The organism is Klenkia terrae (genome assembly GCF_900491935.1).
GTDB classification, from domain to species: domain Bacteria; phylum Actinomycetota; class Actinomycetes; order Mycobacteriales; family Geodermatophilaceae; genus Klenkia; species Klenkia terrae.
The window spans coordinates 1,929,852-1,946,059 of sequence record NZ_UEXK01000004.1; the positions used below are offsets into that span (position 1 = coordinate 1,929,852).

General features: G+C 75.5%; 14 protein-coding genes. 2 read left to right on the forward strand and 12 right to left on the reverse strand.

The annotated features are described in order from the left end of the window. Positions 1-725: 725 nt before the first annotated feature. The 8 genes from LFA75_RS09935 to mftA form a co-directional block, all read right to left on the reverse strand. Positions 726-1,655, reverse strand: a complete 930-nt coding sequence (locus LFA75_RS09935) for a vWA domain-containing protein (protein WP_225233483.1) — start codon at positions 1,653-1,655, stop codon at positions 726-728. 60 nt (positions 1,656-1,715) lie between these two features. Then, a complete protein-coding gene (locus LFA75_RS23830) occupies positions 1,716-2,645 on the reverse strand; it encodes an AAA family ATPase (protein WP_263639369.1) in 930 nt (309 codons plus the stop codon). A 52-nt stretch (positions 2,646-2,697) separates the two neighbouring features. Further along, on the reverse strand, positions 2,698-3,534 hold the full coding sequence (locus tag LFA75_RS09945) for a mycofactocin-coupled SDR family oxidoreductase (RefSeq protein ID WP_225233484.1): 837 nt from the start codon (positions 3,532-3,534) through the stop codon (positions 2,698-2,700). Further along, a complete protein-coding gene (locus LFA75_RS09950) occupies positions 3,531-4,367 on the reverse strand; it encodes a mycofactocin-coupled SDR family oxidoreductase (RefSeq protein ID WP_225233485.1) in 837 nt (278 codons plus the stop codon). Before LFA75_RS09950 ends, LFA75_RS09945 begins: the two co-directional genes overlap by 4 nt. 185 nt (positions 4,368-4,552) lie before the next feature. Then, the gene (locus LFA75_RS09955) at positions 4,553-6,412 is read right to left on the reverse strand and encodes a mycofactocin system FadH/OYE family oxidoreductase 1 (protein WP_225233486.1); all 1,860 of its coding nucleotides are present in this window, start codon (positions 6,410-6,412) and stop codon (positions 4,553-4,555) included. Between the two features lie 3 nt (positions 6,413-6,415). Continuing rightward, the gene (mftC, locus tag LFA75_RS09960) at positions 6,416-7,648 is read right to left on the reverse strand and encodes a mycofactocin radical SAM maturase (protein ID WP_225233487.1); all 1,233 of its coding nucleotides are present in this window, start codon (positions 7,646-7,648) and stop codon (positions 6,416-6,418) included. After that, positions 7,645-8,001 (reverse strand): mycofactocin biosynthesis chaperone MftB, encoded by a 357-nt coding sequence (gene mftB, locus LFA75_RS09965; protein WP_225233488.1) that lies wholly within the window; start codon positions 7,999-8,001, stop codon positions 7,645-7,647. Before mftB ends, mftC begins: the two co-directional genes overlap by 4 nt. A gap of 4 nt (positions 8,002-8,005) precedes the next feature. Next, positions 8,006-8,119: a mycofactocin precursor MftA gene (mftA, locus tag LFA75_RS09970; protein ID WP_225233489.1), complete on the reverse strand. Its 114-nt coding sequence runs from the start codon at positions 8,117-8,119 to the stop codon at positions 8,006-8,008. Between the two features lie 118 nt (positions 8,120-8,237). On the opposite strand from mftA, the gene mftR reads away from it, so the two are divergent. Further along, positions 8,238-8,822 carry a mycofactocin system transcriptional regulator gene (mftR, locus tag LFA75_RS09975; RefSeq protein WP_225233490.1) on the forward strand — a complete coding sequence of 195 codons (585 nt, stop codon included), beginning with the start codon at positions 8,238-8,240 and terminating at the stop codon, positions 8,820-8,822. Between the two features lie 100 nt (positions 8,823-8,922). Here mftR and LFA75_RS09980 read toward each other — a convergent pair whose 3' ends face one another. From LFA75_RS09980 to LFA75_RS09995, 4 genes are all read right to left on the reverse strand, one after another. After that, positions 8,923-10,125, reverse strand: coding sequence for a cysteine desulfurase-like protein (locus LFA75_RS09980; protein ID WP_225233491.1), 1,203 nt, complete (start codon positions 10,123-10,125; stop codon positions 8,923-8,925). A 40-nt stretch (positions 10,126-10,165) separates the two neighbouring features. Further along, positions 10,166-11,518: a bifunctional 3-(3-hydroxy-phenyl)propionate/3-hydroxycinnamic acid hydroxylase gene (locus tag LFA75_RS09985; protein WP_225233492.1), complete on the reverse strand. Its 1,353-nt coding sequence runs from the start codon at positions 11,516-11,518 to the stop codon at positions 10,166-10,168. Next, a complete protein-coding gene (locus LFA75_RS09990; protein WP_225233493.1) occupies positions 11,515-13,332 on the reverse strand; it encodes a SpoIIE family protein phosphatase in 1,818 nt (605 codons plus the stop codon). Before LFA75_RS09990 ends, LFA75_RS09985 begins: the two co-directional genes overlap by 4 nt. Before the next feature lie 68 nt (positions 13,333-13,400). Beyond that, entirely contained in the window at positions 13,401-15,605 is a 2,205-nt protein-coding gene (locus LFA75_RS09995; protein WP_225233494.1) for a putative bifunctional diguanylate cyclase/phosphodiesterase, read from the reverse strand. Between the two features lie 197 nt (positions 15,606-15,802). Between LFA75_RS09995 and LFA75_RS10000 the strand changes: the two genes are divergently transcribed. Next, a complete protein-coding gene (locus LFA75_RS10000; RefSeq protein ID WP_225233495.1) occupies positions 15,803-16,063 on the forward strand; it encodes a GlsB/YeaQ/YmgE family stress response membrane protein in 261 nt (86 codons plus the stop codon). Positions 16,064-16,208 lie beyond the last annotated feature (145 nt).

Consider the following 16,208-nt stretch of genomic DNA (forward strand, 5'->3'; position numbering starts at 1 on the left):
CAGCGGGACCCGTTCGACGGTCTGGGTGATCCCGGCCGCGGCGGCCCGGCCGTGCCAGAGCTCCCGGTCCAGGGTCGGGCCCAGCTCCTGCGCGGCCACCAGGGCGCCGGTGACCACCTCCACCCGGCACCCGCGGGCGGCGAGCAGCTCGGCGGTGGACGAGGCGTGCGGACCACCCAGGTCGTCCACCACCAGCACGTCCCCGGTCGGCGCGGCGTGCCCGGCGAGGACGTCGGCCACGTCGACCACCCGCTCGTCGTCCCCGGCCCAGGCGGGTGCACCGGGCACGGCCCCGGTGGCCAGCAGGACGACGTCGGGTGCCAGCTGCCGCAGCAGGTCCGCCGTCGCCGCGGTGCCGGTGCGGACCTCGACCCCCAGCCGACTGCACGCCCGGGCGTCGGCGTCGACGAACCCGGCCAGCTCCCCCCGCCCGGGCGCCGAGGCAGCCAGCCGCAGCTGACCGCCGAGCTGGTCGGCGGCCTCCAGCAGCACCACCCGGTGCCCGCCCGCGGCCGCGACCGCGGCCGCGGGCGGGCACNTCTTCGAGGGCACCAGCGAGATCCAGAAGCGGATCATCAGCGACCGCATGCTGCCGAGGTCCCCCCTCACCTGACCCGGCGCCCGGCGTGGATCAGCTGGGTTGATCCACGGCCGTCCTGGCTCGCCGACGCCGGTGAGCCAGGACGGCGTCTGGTGAACCCAGCTGATCCACGCCGGGAACGGCGTCAGTCGCCGAAGACGGCGGTGAGGGCGCGGGCGACGTCGGTGTGGTCGCGGACCAGCCGCACCCGGCCGCGGCCCACCTGCGCCAGGTCCCGGCCGAGGTCGACGTCCTGCTCGCCGCTGGTGTCCAGCAGCACGTCCAGCCGGGGCAGGCGGGCGGCGGCGATCCGGGGGTCGGGACCGGCGTTGTGCACGCAGTCGCTCAGCAGCAGCACCCGGGCGTCGCGCGGCGGCACCCCGGCCAGCAGTCGTCCGGCGGTCTCCAGCGCGAACGAGACGTTGGTCAGGCCCTGGGTGGGCACCCGCAGCAGCAGGTCGACCACCGCGAGCGGCTCCACCGGGGCCCCCAGCGGCACCAGCCCTGCCGCGTCGGACCAGAACGCGACCACCCCCAGGGCGTCCCGGCCCAGCTCCCCGGCCAGCGCGCCCACCGTGGCGGCCGCGGTGCGCAGCCGTTCGCCCTTCATCGAGCCGCTGACGTCGACCACCAGCACCACCGACCGCCGACGGCGCAGCCGCTCCCGCACCACCAGGTCGTCGTCCTCCGGCCAGGGCTTGCCGGCGACCGACTCCAGGGTGCGCTCGAGGTCGAGGGCGTCCGAGCCCCCGGCGAACCGCACGCTGGACAGCTCCCCCCCCCCGCGCCGGGCCCGCCGGTCGCGCGGCGGGCGCGGCACGGCCAGCCGGCGCGCGATCTGCCGGGCCCGCTGCCGGGTCACCGCGTCGGCCTCGGCGAGGGTGTCCAGGTCGGCCAGCGCGATCAGCTCGGCCGGCTCGTCCGTCGTCCCCGGGGCCGAGCCGCCGCCCTGCACCCGCGCCCGCTGCCGCCGCCGGTCACCCGACGACAGCGCCAGCCCGGCCCCGCCCCGGGCGGGTTCGTAGGTGCTGGGCTGCTCGGTCAGCTGCTTGGGACGGCGGCGCAGCGGCCGCATCCCGCGCGGGGCCCCGGGCCGGTCCCGGCGGGTGACCGGCGAGTCGGCCTCGACGGCTCTTCAACCGGGCTCCGCCGCGGCCGGCTGCAGCAGGAAGTGGTCCTCCCAGATCTCCCGCAGCACGCCCTCCGGCGTCCGCTCGGCGATCTCGTCGAGGTGCACCCGGCCGCTGAGGGCGACCACCATCGCGTCCCACACGGTGCCGGTGTAGTCCACGGGCAGGCCGCGCAGCTCGTCGGTGTCGGGCACGGCGACGCCGCGCATCGCCGCCAGCTGGGCGGTGACCAGGGCGAGATCGATGGCCCCGCGCACGCTGCTGCCCTGCCGGACGTCGTCCCGCTCCCGGGTGGCCCGGGTGAGCGCGACCGCGTCGGTGACCAGCCGGCGCTCGGTGATGCCGGTGCGGCGGGCGACGATGCCGCGCTCGGCCTCGGCGTCCTGGTACCCGACGGCCAGCCGGCACATGCGGTCGGAGACGGAGGTGGGCATGCGGGTGGTGCCGACCGCGTCGTAGGGGTTCATCGAGGCGATCACCCGGAAGGTGCCGACCGCCTCGACGGTGCCGACCGTGGGCACCGTGATCGTCCGCTCGGCCATCGCGGTGAGCAGGGTGTTGAGGGTGTCCTCGGGTGCCCGGTTGAACTCCTCGACGTAGAGGAAGCCGCCGGTGCGCATGGCCTCCACCAGCGGCCCGGCCACGAAGTTGTCCGGGGTGTAGTCCTCGCGGAGCACCCGGGCCGGGTTGTGGTGGCCGACCAGCCGGGTGGGCGTGAGGTCGGCGTTGCCCTCGACCAGCAGCAGGGGGATGCCCCACTCGGCGGTGATCGCCCGCAGCAGGGTGCTCTTCGACGTCCCGGGCGGGCCCTCGACGAGGACGTCGCGCCCGGCCGCCACGGCGGCCAGCAGCAGGTCGAGCTCGCGGTCGCGGCCGACGAGGTGGGTGGCGACGCGCTCGCGGACGGCGCGCACGTCGAGGGTGGTGTGGTCCATGGGGTCCCGTCGTGAGGGGGCGGCCGGGGTGTCCCCCCGGCCGCCCCGGTGGTCACTTGACCGTGTAGCCGGCGTCGACCGGGAGGGTCACGCCGGTGATGTAGCGCGCCTCGTCGGAGACCAGGAACAGGATCGCGTTGGAGATGTCGACCGGCTCCACCCACGGGACGGGCAGCGCGTTGGTCGACTCGAAGATCGGCGCCGCCTTCTCCCGCGAGGGCGCCGGGTCGTCCGGTGCGAACAGCCCCCACGTCTTCTGGTTCTGGATCATCACGGTGTCCACCCCGGTCGGGTGCACGCTGTTGACCCGGATCGAGTGCTGGGCGAACTCGTTGGCCAGCGTCCGCATCACGCCCACGACGCCGTGCTTGGCCGCCGTGTAGTGGATCGTGTTCGGCGTCCCCTTGAGCCCGGCCGTCGAGCTGGTCAGCACGATCGACCCGCCCCGGCCGCCCTCGATGAGGTGCGGCAGGGCCACCTTGCAGGTGTTCCAGACGCCGGTCAGGTTGATGTCGATCATCTCCCGCCAGGCCTCGTCGGAGAGCTCCAGCGCGGGCTGGATCTCGAACACCCCGGCGTTGCCCAGCACGATGTCCAGCCGGCCCAGCTGGGCGACGCCGTCGTCCACCGCCGCCTTCATGGCCGCGGTGTCCCGGACGTCGGCCTTGGTGGCCACGATCCGCCGGTCCAGCGCCTCGACCTGGCGGACGGTCTCCGCCAGGTCCTCGTCGGTGGCCGGCGGGTACATGCCGATGCTCTCGATCGGCCCGCAGACGTCGACGGCGATGATGTCGGCGCCCTCCTGGGCCAGCCGCAGCGCGTGGCTGCGGCCCTGGGACCGGGCCGCGCCGGTGATGAACGCGACCTTGCCCTCGACCCTCCCCGTCACTTCTGCACCGCGCCGGCGTCGACGGGCAGCTGGACGCCGGTGACGTACCGGGCGTCGTCGCTGACCAGGAAGAGGATCGCGTTGGAGATGTCGACCGGCTCGACCCACTCGATCGGCAGCGCGTTCATGACCTTGAAGGACTCCGCGGCCTCCTCCCGGGTGACCTCGGACTTCGGCTTGTCCGGCCGGAAGAGCCCGTAGGTCTCCTCGTTGTGGATCATGTCGGTGTTCACCGAGGTCGGGTGCACCGAGTTGACCCGGATGCTGTCCGGCGCGAACTCGTTGGCCATCGTCTTCACCAGCCCGACGACGCCGTGCTTGGCCGCCACGTAGTGCGCCAGGTTGGCCAGGCCCTTGATGCCGGCCGTGGACGACGTCAGCACGATCGCGCCGCCCCGCCCGCCGGCCTTGATGTGCGGCACCGCCGCCCGGACGGTCTTGAAGACACCGGTCAGGTTGACCGCGATCATCTCGTCCCACATGTCGTCGGTCAGCTCCTCGACCGGCGCGAACGTCGCGATGCCGGCGTTGGCCAGCACGATGTCCAGCCGGCCGAGCTGCGCGACGCCGTCGTCGACGGCGCCCTTGAGCGCCGCCGAGTCCCGGACGTCGGCGACGCTGGCCACGATCCGCCGGTCCAGCGCCTCGACCTGGCGGACCGTCTCCGCCAGGTCCTCCTCGGTGGCCATCGGGTAGCCGACCGACCCCATCTGCGCGCACAGGTCGACCGCGATGATGTCCGCGCCCTCCTGCGCCAACCGGATCGCGTGGCTGCGGCCCTGGCCGCGTGCCGCACCGGTGATGAAGGCGACCTTGCCCTCGAGCTTGCCCATCAGTTGTTCCTCTCGTCGGGTCCCCCGCTGCGTGGCTGTACGCGGTCCGACCCAGCGGAGGTCGGACCGTCAGGGCCCCTGCGGGGCCGCGGCCCTCGGCCGCCCGGTTCGTGGCTTCCACGCCGCCGGGCCCCGCAGGTACCAGGGCTTGCTGACCAGCAACGAGTCCAGCGCCGGGGTCACGCTCACGCCTGCACCGGCACCCGGTCGGCCACCGCGAGGGCGGCCCGACGGCCCTCCAGCACGGCGTCGAGCACCGTCCGCGGGGCGACCACGTCGCCGGCGAACCGTGCCCGGCCCCCGTCGGGCAGCACGGTGCCGGGCAGCCGGTGACCGGCGTCGACCACCACCGCGCAGGGGACTGCGGTCACCGCACCGGTCCAGCGGTGCGCCAGCTCCGCGACCCCGTCGGCCCAGCCGCGCAGCAGCACCCCGGTCTCCCGGCGGACGCCGGCGCGGGCCAGCCGGCGGTTGGCGTCCACCAGGTCGCCGGTCGGGCCCAGCCGGGTGCCCACGACGTCGTCCGGGGTGGCGATCACGACCTCGCGGCCGCCGGCGGCCAGCAGCTCGGCCACCCCCACGCCGACCGGGCCGCCGACCGGGTCGTGCACCAGGACCGGGCCGGGCGGCAGGTCCGCGCCGGCCAGCACGTCCGCGGCCGGGACGGCGCCGGCCACCACGGGGGTGCCGGGGAGGCCGCCCGTGGCGACCACGTCGGCGTCCTCCGCCGTCCCGGGGCGGAACCGCACCCCGAGCCGCGCGCACTCCGCGACCGACCAGTCGGCGAACACGCCGAACCGCTCCCGGCCCGGCGCGGCCGCGACCACCGGCAGCAACCCGCCGACCGCCGGGGCGACCACCTCGACGGCGAACCCGCGCAGCGCCAGCACCCGGGCCGCCTCCAGCCCGGCCGGCCCGGCCCCGGCGACCACCACCCTGCGGCCGTCGCCCGGGGCCCCGAGATCGACGTCGGGCTCGGTCAGCTCGTGGCCGCTGAGGGGGTCGACCACGCAGCTGACCGGCGGGTTCCGGGTGTCGAGCACCTGGCACGCCTGGTTGCACAGCAGGCACGGCCGGGGATCGCGCCCGGCCCGCACGGTCGTGACCAGCTCCGCGTCGGCGACCAGCGCCCGGGTCATCTCCACCGCGGCGAAGCCGGCCGCCAGCAGCTGGTCGGCGGAGGTGGGGTCGACCACCGACCCCTGGGCGACCACCGGCGTGCGGCCGGCTGCGGCGAGCAGTTCCACGTGGAACCTCGGCGTGCGCGACGCCGTGGGCCGGTAGGCGGCCTGGTCCAGCGCGCTGCCGCGGACCAGGGTGAGCAGGTCGACCAGCGGGGCCAGTTCGGCCACGAGCGGGCGGCACCCCTCGGGCGTCAGCCCGGCCCAGGGTGCCGACTCGTCCACCGACAGCCGCAGCGCCAGCACCCGGTCGGGTCCCTGCGCGGCCCGGACGGCGGCCAGCACCTCGCGCAGCAGTCGGGACCGGTCGGTGCCGTGCACGTCGTCCCGGTGGTTGGTCAGCGCGGAGAGGAACTGGCGCAGCAGGGACCGCGGTCCGGCGTCCACCTCGACGCCGTCCAGCCCGGCGGCCACCGCGGTGGCCGCGGCCCCGGCGAACCCGGCGACCAGCGCGGCGCACTCCGCCGACCCCATGGGCACCGGCACCTGCCGGCTGACGACGTCGGGCTCGCGGGAGGGACCCCACAGCGGCGCCTGCGTCCACGCCGAGGAGCCCTGGCCGCCGGTGTGGGTCAGCCCGGCCAGCACCACGGTTCCTTGCGGCCGGCAGGCGTCACCGACCGCGGCCCAGCCCGGGGCGCAGTCGGCGGCCAGCGGTGCCCGCTCGTACGGGTGGTCCGAGGGGTGCACCGACGCGGCCTCGACCACGACGACCCCTGCCCCGCCCGCGGCCCGCCGCGCGTAGTACGCGACGTGCCGCGGCGAGAGCGCCCGGCCGGAGCCGAGGTTGGTCTCGTGCGGGCCGAACAGCACCCGGGAGGGCGCCGTCCGACCCGCGAGGACCCAGGGGTCGGTCAGAGGCACGGGCTACCGCAGGTCCATCCCGGCCAGCGGCGACTCGTCGCAGATCTTGGCCGGCGGGATCGAGGGCATGCCCAGCAGCGTGGGCTGGCCGCGGACCGGGCCCTTGTGGGAGTGGTCGATGTGCGACTTGGGGGTGATGAGCTCCAGGTCGCGGGCGGCCAGGGCGGTCTCGCCGTAGCCCTGCACGCACTCGGGGTCCGGGCCGTCCAGGGGCAGGCCGGTGAAGAACTTGGCGGCCATGCAGCCACCCCGGCAGGAGTCGAAGTGCTGGCACTTGGTGCACGCGCCGCCGGTCTGCGGGTTGCGCAGGTCGGCGAACAGCTCGGACTGCTGCCACACGGTCTGGAAGCCGCCCGGGCTGCGCACGTTGCCGGCCAGGAAGTTCTCGTGGATGGCGAACGGGCAGGCGTAGACGTCCCCGACCGGGTCGATCAGGCACACCACGCGGCCGGCGCCGCACAGGTTCAGCCCGGGCAGGGCCTCACCGAACGCGGACAGGTGGAAGAACGAGTCACCGGTGAGGACGCCGTCGCCGTTGGCCAGCAGCCACTGGTAGAGGTCCTTCTGCTGGGCCATCGTGGGGTGCAGCTCGTCCCACACGTCGGCCCCGCGACCGGAGGGTCGCAGGCGGGTGATCCGCAGCTGCGCGCCGAAGGAGTCGGTGAGCTCCTTGAAGGCGTCGAGCTGGCCGGCGTTCTCCCGGGTGACGACGACGGAGACCTTGAAGTCGTTCATCCCGGCCTCGGCCAGGTTCTCCAGGGCGGTGATCGCGGTGGCGTAGGAGCCGGTGCCGCGGACCCGGTCGTTGACGGCGGCGGTGGCGCCGTCCAGGGAGATCTGCACGTCGACGTAGTCGGTGCGGGCCAGCTGCGCGGCGCGCTGCTTGTTCAGCTTCACGCCGTTGGTGGAGAACTTGACCCCGACGTCGTGGCCGATGGCGTAGTCCAGCAGGTGCCAGAAGTCCGGGCGGACGGTGGGCTCGCCGCCGCCGACGTTGACGTAGAAGACCTGCATGCGCTGCAGCTCGTCGATGACGCCCTCGGCCTCGGCGGTGGACAGCTCGCGGGGGTCACGCCGTCCCGAGGAGGACAGGCAGTGCGCGCACGCCAGGTTGCAGGCGTAGGTGAGCTCCCAGGTCAGGCAGATCGGGGCGTCCAGGCCGTACTCGAACTGGTCGATCAGCTTGCCGCCGGTCGGCCGCTGGGCCGGGGCGCGCGGAGGCAGGACTGCCGTCACGGGGTGCTCCTCTTCTCGATCATCTGGGAACGCGAGAGCGTCGCGAGCGCGGTGACGTAGGCCGGGTGCTGGGCCTCGGGGACGTCGCAGGCGCGCAGCGTGCTGGGGACGTCGGGGTGGTCACCGAGGGCCTTCACCACCGCCACCAGGGGCTGGGACTTCAGGAACGACAGCTTGCGGTTGCCGAAGTGGTAGACCAGCGCGCCGAAGGGCTCCGGGCGCAGCGCCACGGACGCGGACTTCTGCCACGGCAGGGAGGGGTCGAAGGGGAGTTCGTCGGCGGGGATCGTGACCTCCCCCGCGGCCGGCGTGGTGCCGGCCGCGGGGTCGGTGACGAGTGCGGTGTCGGCCAACGGCTCAGTACACGCCGCACATGCCGTCGATGGAGACCTCCTCCACCAACGAGTCCTCGACGAGGACCTCCTCGGTGGCGGGGGCGGTGGTCTCGGCGGCCTGCGTCTGCTCCGGCACGGGTGCCTCCTGGTGAGCTGGGTCACTGACCCCTCCGACCGTAGTGGCACCGAGTGCCACCGACAAGAGGGACGGCACCTCCCGGTCCCCGGAGGTGCCGAGGGGGATGATCGGGACCGTGACCGGTCCCGCCCCCGACGCCCGCGAGGCCACCCGCGCCCGGATCGAGGCGGCGGCGCTGGACCTGTTCACCCGGCACGACTTCGAGACGGTGACCGCCGACGAGGTCGCCGACGCGGCCGGGATCAGCCGGCGCACCTTCTTCCGGCACTTCGCCACCAAGGCCGACACCGTGTGGGGGGACTTCCATGCCCACGTCCTGCGGCTGGAGGGGATGCTGGCGGCCACCTCCGACGACCAGCCGGTGCTGGCGTCGATCTGCGCGGCCTACGTCGAGGTCAACGACTACGCCGACGCCGACCTGCCGCTGCTGCGCGAGCGGATGCGGCTGATCCTCACCGAGCCGGCCCTGCAGGCGCACTCCCAGGTGCGCTACGCCGACGTCGACCGGGTGGTCGCCGAGCACGTCGCGCGGCGCACGGGCACCCGGGCCGACGGCCTGGTCCCCCGGCTGGTCGCGCTGTCCACGCGCGCCGCCGCGACCACCGCGTTCGAGACCTGGCTGGCCGGCGACGGCTCGCTGGCCGACGACCTGCACGCCGCCTTCGACCAGCTGGCCGGCGGCTTCCCCACGCTCCGGTAGCCGCCCGGGTCGGCGCAGGGGGTCACCTGGCAGTCATCGGGTCGGCCCGTGACGCGACCCGATGACGGTGGGGTGACCCGCGGCGGGCGGGACCAGGACGTCAGCCGGCGAGGAAGCCGCGGAGGCCGTCCAGCAGGCGGTCGACGTCGTCCTGGTCGGTGTAGGGCGCCAGGCCGATCCGCAGTCCGCCGGTGTCGCCCAGGCCCAGGTGGCGGGAGCACTCCAGCGCGTAGAACGACCCGGCCGGGGCGTTGACCCGGCGGGCGGCGAGGTAGCGGTAGGCGTCGGCGGCGTCCCGGCCCTCGAAGGTCACCAGCAGCGTCGGCGTCCGGTGGGCGGCCCGCGACCACAGGGTGACCCCGGGCAGCTCGCGCAGCGCGTCCTCCAGGCCGACCCGCAGCGCGTCCTCGTGCTCCTCGACGGCGTGGAACGCCGCCAGCAGCCGCTCCCGGCGCCCGCCCGACGTCCCGGCCAGCGAGGCCAGGAAGTCGACCGCCGCGGTGGTCCCGGCCAGCAGCTCGTAGGGCAGCGTCCCCAGCTCGAAGCGCTCGGGGACCGCGTCGGTCGAGGGCAGCAGCTTGTCCGGGTGCAGCGTCTCCAGGAACGCCGGGGCGGCCACCAGCGCGCCGCAGTGCGGGCCCAGGAACTTGTACGGCGAGCAGACGAAGGTGTCGCAGCCCAGCTCGGAGAGGTCCACCGGCACGTGCGCGGTGAGGTGGACGCCGTCCACGTGCAGCAGCGCACCGGCGGCGTGCACCACGCCGGCGATGGCCGGCAAGGGCGGCCGGGTGCCGATCAGGTTCGACGCGCCGGTGACCGCCACCAGCCGGGTGCGGTCACTGACCACCGCGGCCACGTCGGCGACGGTGAGCTCGGACGTCGCCGGGTCGAAGTCCACCCAGCGGACGGTGGCCCCGGCCCGCTCGGCGGCCTGCACCCACGGCCGGACGTTCGCGTCGTGGTCGAGCCGGGTGACCACGACCTCGTCGCCGGGCCCCCACCCGGCGGCCAGCGTGCGGGCCAGGTCGTAGGTCAGCACGGTGGCGCTGCGGCCGAACACCACGCCGCGCGGGTCGCCGCCGACCAGGTCGGCGATCGCCCGGCGGGCGCCCAGCACGACGTCGTCGGCGTTCCGCTCGGCCTGCGTGGTCGCCCCGCGGTTGGCGGTGGGCTGGACCAGGGCGGCGTGGACGGCGTCCGCGACCGGCGTGGGCACCTGCGTGCCGCCCGGTCCGTCGAAGTGCGCGGCGCCGCCCAGCAGGGCCGGGAACTGCGCGCGGAGGGCGACGACGTCGAGGCTCATGCCGGCGATCCTGCCGTACGCGCCGGGTCGGGCGGAGGGGTCAGGCGCGGGGTCCCACGGCGGCGACGACGCGGTCCGGGCGGACCAGCACCCACCGGTCGCGCAGCGCGGGTCCGAGGTCGGGCAACGCCCCCCGGTGCAGCACCCGGGGCCGGGCCCCACCGGGCAGCGCGGGCAGGTCGGGCACCTCGGTGGTGCACACCAGCAGCGCCCAGCCCGGCCCGAGGACGTCGTCCAGCCGGCGCCCGCCGCGCAGCACCGCGGTCGGCAGCAACCGCCCCACCCCGCGGGAGGGCCCGATCCGCGGGCGGTCCACCCAGGGTCCGCGGCGCAGCGCCGGGGTCCCGGCGGCCAGCAGCGTGCGCGGCAGTGCGCGGGCCACCGGCCGGCGCAGCCGGGCGGCGCGGGGACCGCCGGCGGTCATCAGCCAGCCGGTGAGCGCGGCCAGCCGGATCAGCGCGACGGCGTGCGCGGCCCGCTCGGTCCGGTGGGTGTCCAACAGCGACTCCGGCGCCCCGGCCAGGACGGCGTCGACCTTCCAGGCCAGCTGGTGGGCGTCGCGCAGGCCCAGCCCCAGGCCCTGGCCGATGAACGGCGGGGGGAGGGGGGCGGCGTCCCCGCACAGCAGCACCCGGCCCGACCGCCAGCGCCGGGCCACCCGGGCGCCGTAGGTGTACTCGGTGGCCCGCACGACCTCGCAGTCCTGCGCGCCGAACCGGGCCAGCTCGGCGGTGAGGTCCAGCGGCCGGTCGGTCAGCCGGAACTCGGCCCGGTAGCGCAGCCCGGTCACCGGCATGAAGGTGGCGGCCCGGTCGGGGTCGCAGACCTGGTGGACGCCGGGCCAGACCGGCAACGGCTCGTCGGCCAGCAGGTCCACGACGTACCACCGGTCGGGCCGGGCCAGCCGGCGCTGCCCGCCGCCGACCGCCCCGGCGACGGTGCTGCGCGCACCGTCGCACCCCAGGACGACGTCGGCGGTGAGCTCGGACCGGTCCGTCACCACCCGCGCGCCCCGCCGGGTGCGGTGGACGGCGGTCACCTCGACGCCGGTCTCGAGCACCACGCCCGGCGTCCGCCCGACCGCGGTCCGGAGCAGCTCCTCCAGGTCGGGCTGGTGGAACATCGACGCCGCGCCCGGCCCGCGGGGGAACTCGGCCAGCACCCGGTGGTCGGCGTCCAGCAGGCGCAGGCCGGCGCCGGGCGCGCTCACCGCGGCGAAGCCCGTGGCCACCCCGGCGTCGGCGAGCACCCGCACCGCCTCGCCGTCCAGGTGCACGGCGCGGGGCACCCCCGGGGGCTCCGGACGGCGCTCCAGCACCCGTACCTCGTGGCCGCGGCGGCCCAGCAGCAGCGCTGCGGTCAGCCCGACCGGGCCCGCGCCGACGACGATCACCGCGCCGACGACGCCACCTCCGCCGGGTGCCGGTACAGCAGGAGCGCGACGTCGTCGTCCTGGTCGTCGCCGATCAGCTGGTCGACCAGGACCGCGGCGAGCACGCCCGGGGAGAGCTCGCGACCGGCCACCACGGCCTGCACCGCCCGGGCGATGCCCTCGTCCAGCGCCTCGGCCCGCCGCTCCACCAGCCCGTCGGTGTAGAGCAGCAGGCTGTCGCCCGGGGTCAGCGGCACCTGCGCCTCGGGCCGCAGCCGGCCGGGCAGCACCGCCAGCGGGAGGGACTGCGCGCCGTCGAGCATCACCGCGCCGCCGTCGGCGTCGGCCAGGACGGCGGGCAGGTGCCCGGCGCTGCTGTACCGCAGCACCCCGGCAGCCCGGTCGACGACGGCGCAGAACACCGTGCTGCACGCCGCCCCGGGGACCAGGGCGGCGAACCGGTCCAGCGCGGCGAGCACCTGGGCCGGGCCGTTGGCCTCCAGCAGCAGGGCGCGGCCGGCGCTGCGGAGCTGGCCCATCACCGCGGCGGCCGGCAGGCCGCGCCCGACGACGTCGCCGACCACCACGCCGAAGACGTCGTCGGCCAGCTCGACCACGTCGTACCAGTCGCCGCCGACCTCCAGCGCGCTGGCCGCCGGCTCGTAGCGCACGGCGAAGCCCTCGGGCAGCTCGACCCGGCCGAGGATGGACCGCTGCAGGGTCACCGACACCTCGGTGGCGGCCCGGGCGACCTCGCGCTCGGCCTCGGCCCGCTCGGCCGCGCGGCGCCGCTCGGCCTGGTAGGCCTGCGCGTCGGTGACCACGGCGGCGACCTGCCCGGCCACGAGCTCCAGGAAGGCCAGGTAGTCGTCGTCCAGGCGCAGGTGGGGGGCGACCCCGGCGACCAGCACGCCGACCGGCGCGGACTGCCCGGCCACCACCAGCGGCAGCGCGACGGCCACGTCGACGTCCTCGTCGTCCAGCGGACCGGGCGGGGCCAGGCCGGTGAGCCGGCCGGCCATGCCGGTCTCCACGGTCCGCCTGCCGCTGGTCAGCGCCGTCCAGGCCCAGTCGGCGACCGACCCCGAGGGCAACCGCTCGACCAGGGCGACGGGCCCGGGCACCGGTCCCCGGGTGGTGGCGGCCAGGTGCGCCGACCGCCCGTCGGGGTCCAGCAGGTAGACCAGCCCGAACGGCACGTCCTCGGCGGCGCGGGCGAGCACGGACATGGCCGCCTGCGCGGCCAGGTCGCTGTCGCCGTGCCGGCCCGAGGCGATCCCGGCGAAGCCCTGCAGCGCGGTCAGCCGCCGCGCGCCGAGCACCCGCGCCGTGGTGTCGGTGGTCGTGTTGAGCACGCCCACCACCTCGCCGCCGGGGGCGGTGATCGGGGAGTAGGAGAAGGTGAACCAGGTCGCCTCGTCGAAGCCGTGCCGGTGCATGAGCAGCGGCAGGTCCACGTCGTAGGTGGCGGTGCCGTCCAGCACGCCGACCAGGCGGTCCCGGAGGAGCGGCCACAGCTCGGCCCAGACGTCGGCGCACGGCCGGCCCATCGCTGCCGGGTGCTTGTCGCCCAGGATCGGGGCGTAGCCGGCGTTGTAGACCATGACCAGCTCGGGCCCCCACATGACGAGCATGGGGAAGGGGTTGTTCAGGCAGATGCCCACGGCGGCCCGGAGGGACTCCGACCAGCTGCCGACCGGGCCCAGCGGCGTGGTCGACCAGTCGGTGGCCAGCACCAGGTCGCGGATCGCGGCGTCGGTGCCGTGGGTGAACAGCGTCTGCGTCTGGTCCGGCACCTGCTCCCCCGTCCCGCCCCCGGGCACGGTGAGCTGCACCGATCATGCCCCACCCCGGGGCCGCGGGTGGGCGGCCGCGCGGCGCCGGTGCGGTCCGGTCCCCCGGGTCAGGAGGTGCGGACCGCCTCGGCGCGCGCGGACAGCAGGGCGGCGGCCTGCACCAGCGGCACCGGGCGGGACCACAGGTAGCCCTGGCCGTAGGTCGCACCGGCGGAGGTGAGCCAGTCGGCCTGGTCCCGGTCCTCCACGCCCTCGGCGACCGTGGTCAGGTGCAGCGACTGGCCCATGGCGATGATCGCCTCGGCCAGCGAGGCCCCCTGCTCGTCGCCGACGACGTGGTCGACGAAGGACTTGTCCACCTTGAGGATGTCGACCGGGAGGTCGCGCAGGTAGGACAGCGAGCTGTAGCCGGTGCCGAAGTCGTCGATGGCGATCCGGATGCCCATGGCGCGCAGCTGGGCCAGCAGCGGGGCGACCACGTCGGCGCCGGCCAGGACCGCGGTCTCGGTGATCTCCAGGACCAGCTGCTGGGGGGCCAGGCCGCTGTCGGCCAGCGCGGCCTGGACCAGCTCCACGAAGCCGGGGGCGGCGAGCTGGGCGACCGCGACGTTGACCGACATGGCCACGTGCGGGCGGCCCGGCTGCTGCAGGGCGACCGCGGCGCGGCAGGCCTCCTGCAGCACCCAGGTCCCCAGCGGGACGATCAGCCCGGAGTCCTCGGCCAGCGGGATGAAGTGGTACGGGGCCAGCAGCCCGCGCTCGGGGTGCTGCCAGCGGACCAGCGCCTCGAAGCCGTGCACGGTCGGGGCGGTGTCCTCGCCCGGCCCGAGGGTGATGGTGGGCTGGAAGTGCAGGACCAGCTCGCCGACGTCCAGGGCACGCTGCAGGTCCGCGCGCAGCTGCAGCCGCTCCAGGGCGGCGGAGTGCAGCGAGGCCTCGTAGACCGCGGTGCTGTGCTTGCCGCCGTCCTTGGCCAGGTACATCGCGACGTCGGCGTGCTGCAGCAGCTCCTCGCCGGTGACGCCCTCGGCGAGGACGTCGGCCAGCCCGACGCTGGCGCTGATCAGCAGGGTCTCGCCCTCCAGGGTGACCGGGCGGGACAGCCAGTCGTGGATGCGGTCGGCGACCTCGCGGGCGCCCTCGATCCCGGTGTCCTCCAGCAGGAGGGCGAACTCGTCGCCGCCGAGCCGGGCCACGGTGTCGCCCTCGCGGGCCACCGTGCGCAGCCGGGCGGCCACCTCGACCAGCAGCTGGTCGCCCGCGGCGTGGCCGAGGCGGTCGTTGACGTCCTTGAAGTCGTCGAGGTCGCAGAGCACCACGGTGAGCTCGCGCGTGCCGCGGCGGCGCAGGGCGTGGTCCAGGCGGTCGCCGAACAGCCGGCGGTTGGACAGCCCGGTGAGCGGGTCGTGCAGGGCCTGGTGGGTCAGCTGGGTCTCCAGCTCCACGCGGGTGGTGACGTCGCGCAGGGTCAGCACCAGCCCGCCGACACCGGGGTCGTCCAGGAGGTTGGTGAACACGCCCTCGACGTGCACGGTGCGGCCGTCGGCGCGGACCAGGCGGAACCCGACCTCGGCGTCGGCCTCGGGGCGGGCGTCGAGCAGGGCGACGAGCGGCTCGGCGTCGGCGCGGAGCACCCGGTCGTGGATCGGTGTGCCCAGCAGCTCGGCCACCGGCACGTCGAACAGGCCGGCCGCGGAGTCCGTGGCGTAGCCGACCCGGCCGTCGGTGCCCAGCACGACGATGACGTCGGCGCTGCGCCGGACCAGGCTGGCCAGCCGGCCCTCGCTGGCGACCAGGGCGGCCTGCTCGGTGACCTCAGCCTGCAGGCGGCGATGCCGGCCCACCAGCCGGCGGAACCAGACCATCCACCCGACCGAGGCGATGACCAGCATGCTGACGTAGGCGACGATGGCCTGGACGTCGAGCGAGGCGGCGTGGTCGGCGAGCTCGGCGTCGAGGTCGGTGACCGCGAGCCGGGCCTCGTTGAGCACTCCGGGCGGACCCTGCACGGCAGCACCGGCAGCTGCGACCACGGCCACCTGGTCGGCGGGGGCGCCGAGGTCGGCCAGTCGGGCCGAGGCCTGGTCGAGCGAGGCAGCCAGTGCGGCGGCGTCCACGGGCATCGCGACCGAGAGCTGGCCGACGGCCTCGGCGACGACCGCCCGCTGCGCGGCGACCGGGGTCGCCCGCGAGTACACGCCGTACAGCAGCACGAACTCGACGCCGATCACGGCGAGCGTGCCCAGCACCGTGACCAGGATGCGCCAGGGCGAGCCCTTCGGCTTCGTACCTGCTGCCTCGTGCGGGGTCATGGTTCCTCCGTGCGGCACCCGGGCGGCGCCTCGAGGACGGATTCGGCACGAGCGGGTCCGTCCTTGACCCGCGGCGGACGGGGTGACCCGTGCGGGTGACCTGGGTGGGTTAGCCGATCCGGGCCATGGGTAGAGGCGTCCTACCCGTCGCAGACGTCCGTCGGCGACCACCTCACGTCAGGAGCACCACCATGGGCATGATCGGCTTCCTCGTCTTCGGGCTGGTCGTGGGCGCCGTCGCCCGCCTGATCAAGCCCGGCAAGCAGAACCTCTCGATCCTGGCCACGCTCGGCCTGGGCATCGTGGGCTCGCTCATCGGTGGCGTCGTCGCCACGCTGCTGGGCACCGGCAAGTTCACCGAGCTGAACGTCATCGGCGCGATCGTGGCCATCGTGGCCGCCGTCCTGCTGATCGGCGTGGCCGAGAGCGTCACCGGCAAGCGGTCCGTCCGCCGCTGACGCACCCTCTACCCGAGGACCCCGGATGCGTGCTGGCATCCGGGGTCCTCGCACGTCCGGGGTCGGGTGTCACCGATCGGTGACCGGTCCCACCGGACGGTGACGTACCCGCAGGTGAGAGCGGTGGTTGGCGGGGGCAACATGT

Bases quoted from the DNA above. Each gene is read 5' to 3' on its own strand.
- LFA75_RS09995 (WP_225233494.1), bottom strand. From the start codon at position 15,605: ATGACCCCGCACGAGGCAGCAGGTACGAAGCCGAAGGGCTCGCCCTGG.
- LFA75_RS23830 (WP_263639369.1), bottom strand. From the start codon at position 2,645: ATGGACCACACCACCCTCGACGTGCGCGCCGTCCGCGAGCGCGTCGCC.
- LFA75_RS09935 (WP_225233483.1), bottom strand. From the start codon at position 1,655: ATGCGGCCGCTGCGCCGCCGTCCCAAGCAGCTGACCGAGCAGCCCAGC.
- LFA75_RS09980 (WP_225233491.1), bottom strand. From the start codon at position 10,125: ATGAGCCTCGACGTCGTCGCCCTCCGCGCGCAGTTCCCGGCCCTGCTG.
- LFA75_RS09950 (WP_225233485.1), bottom strand. From the start codon at position 4,367: ATGGGCAAGCTCGAGGGCAAGGTCGCCTTCATCACCGGTGCGGCACGC.
- LFA75_RS10000 (WP_225233495.1), top strand. From the start codon at position 15,803: ATGATCGGCTTCCTCGTCTTCGGGCTGGTCGTGGGCGCCGTCGCCCGC.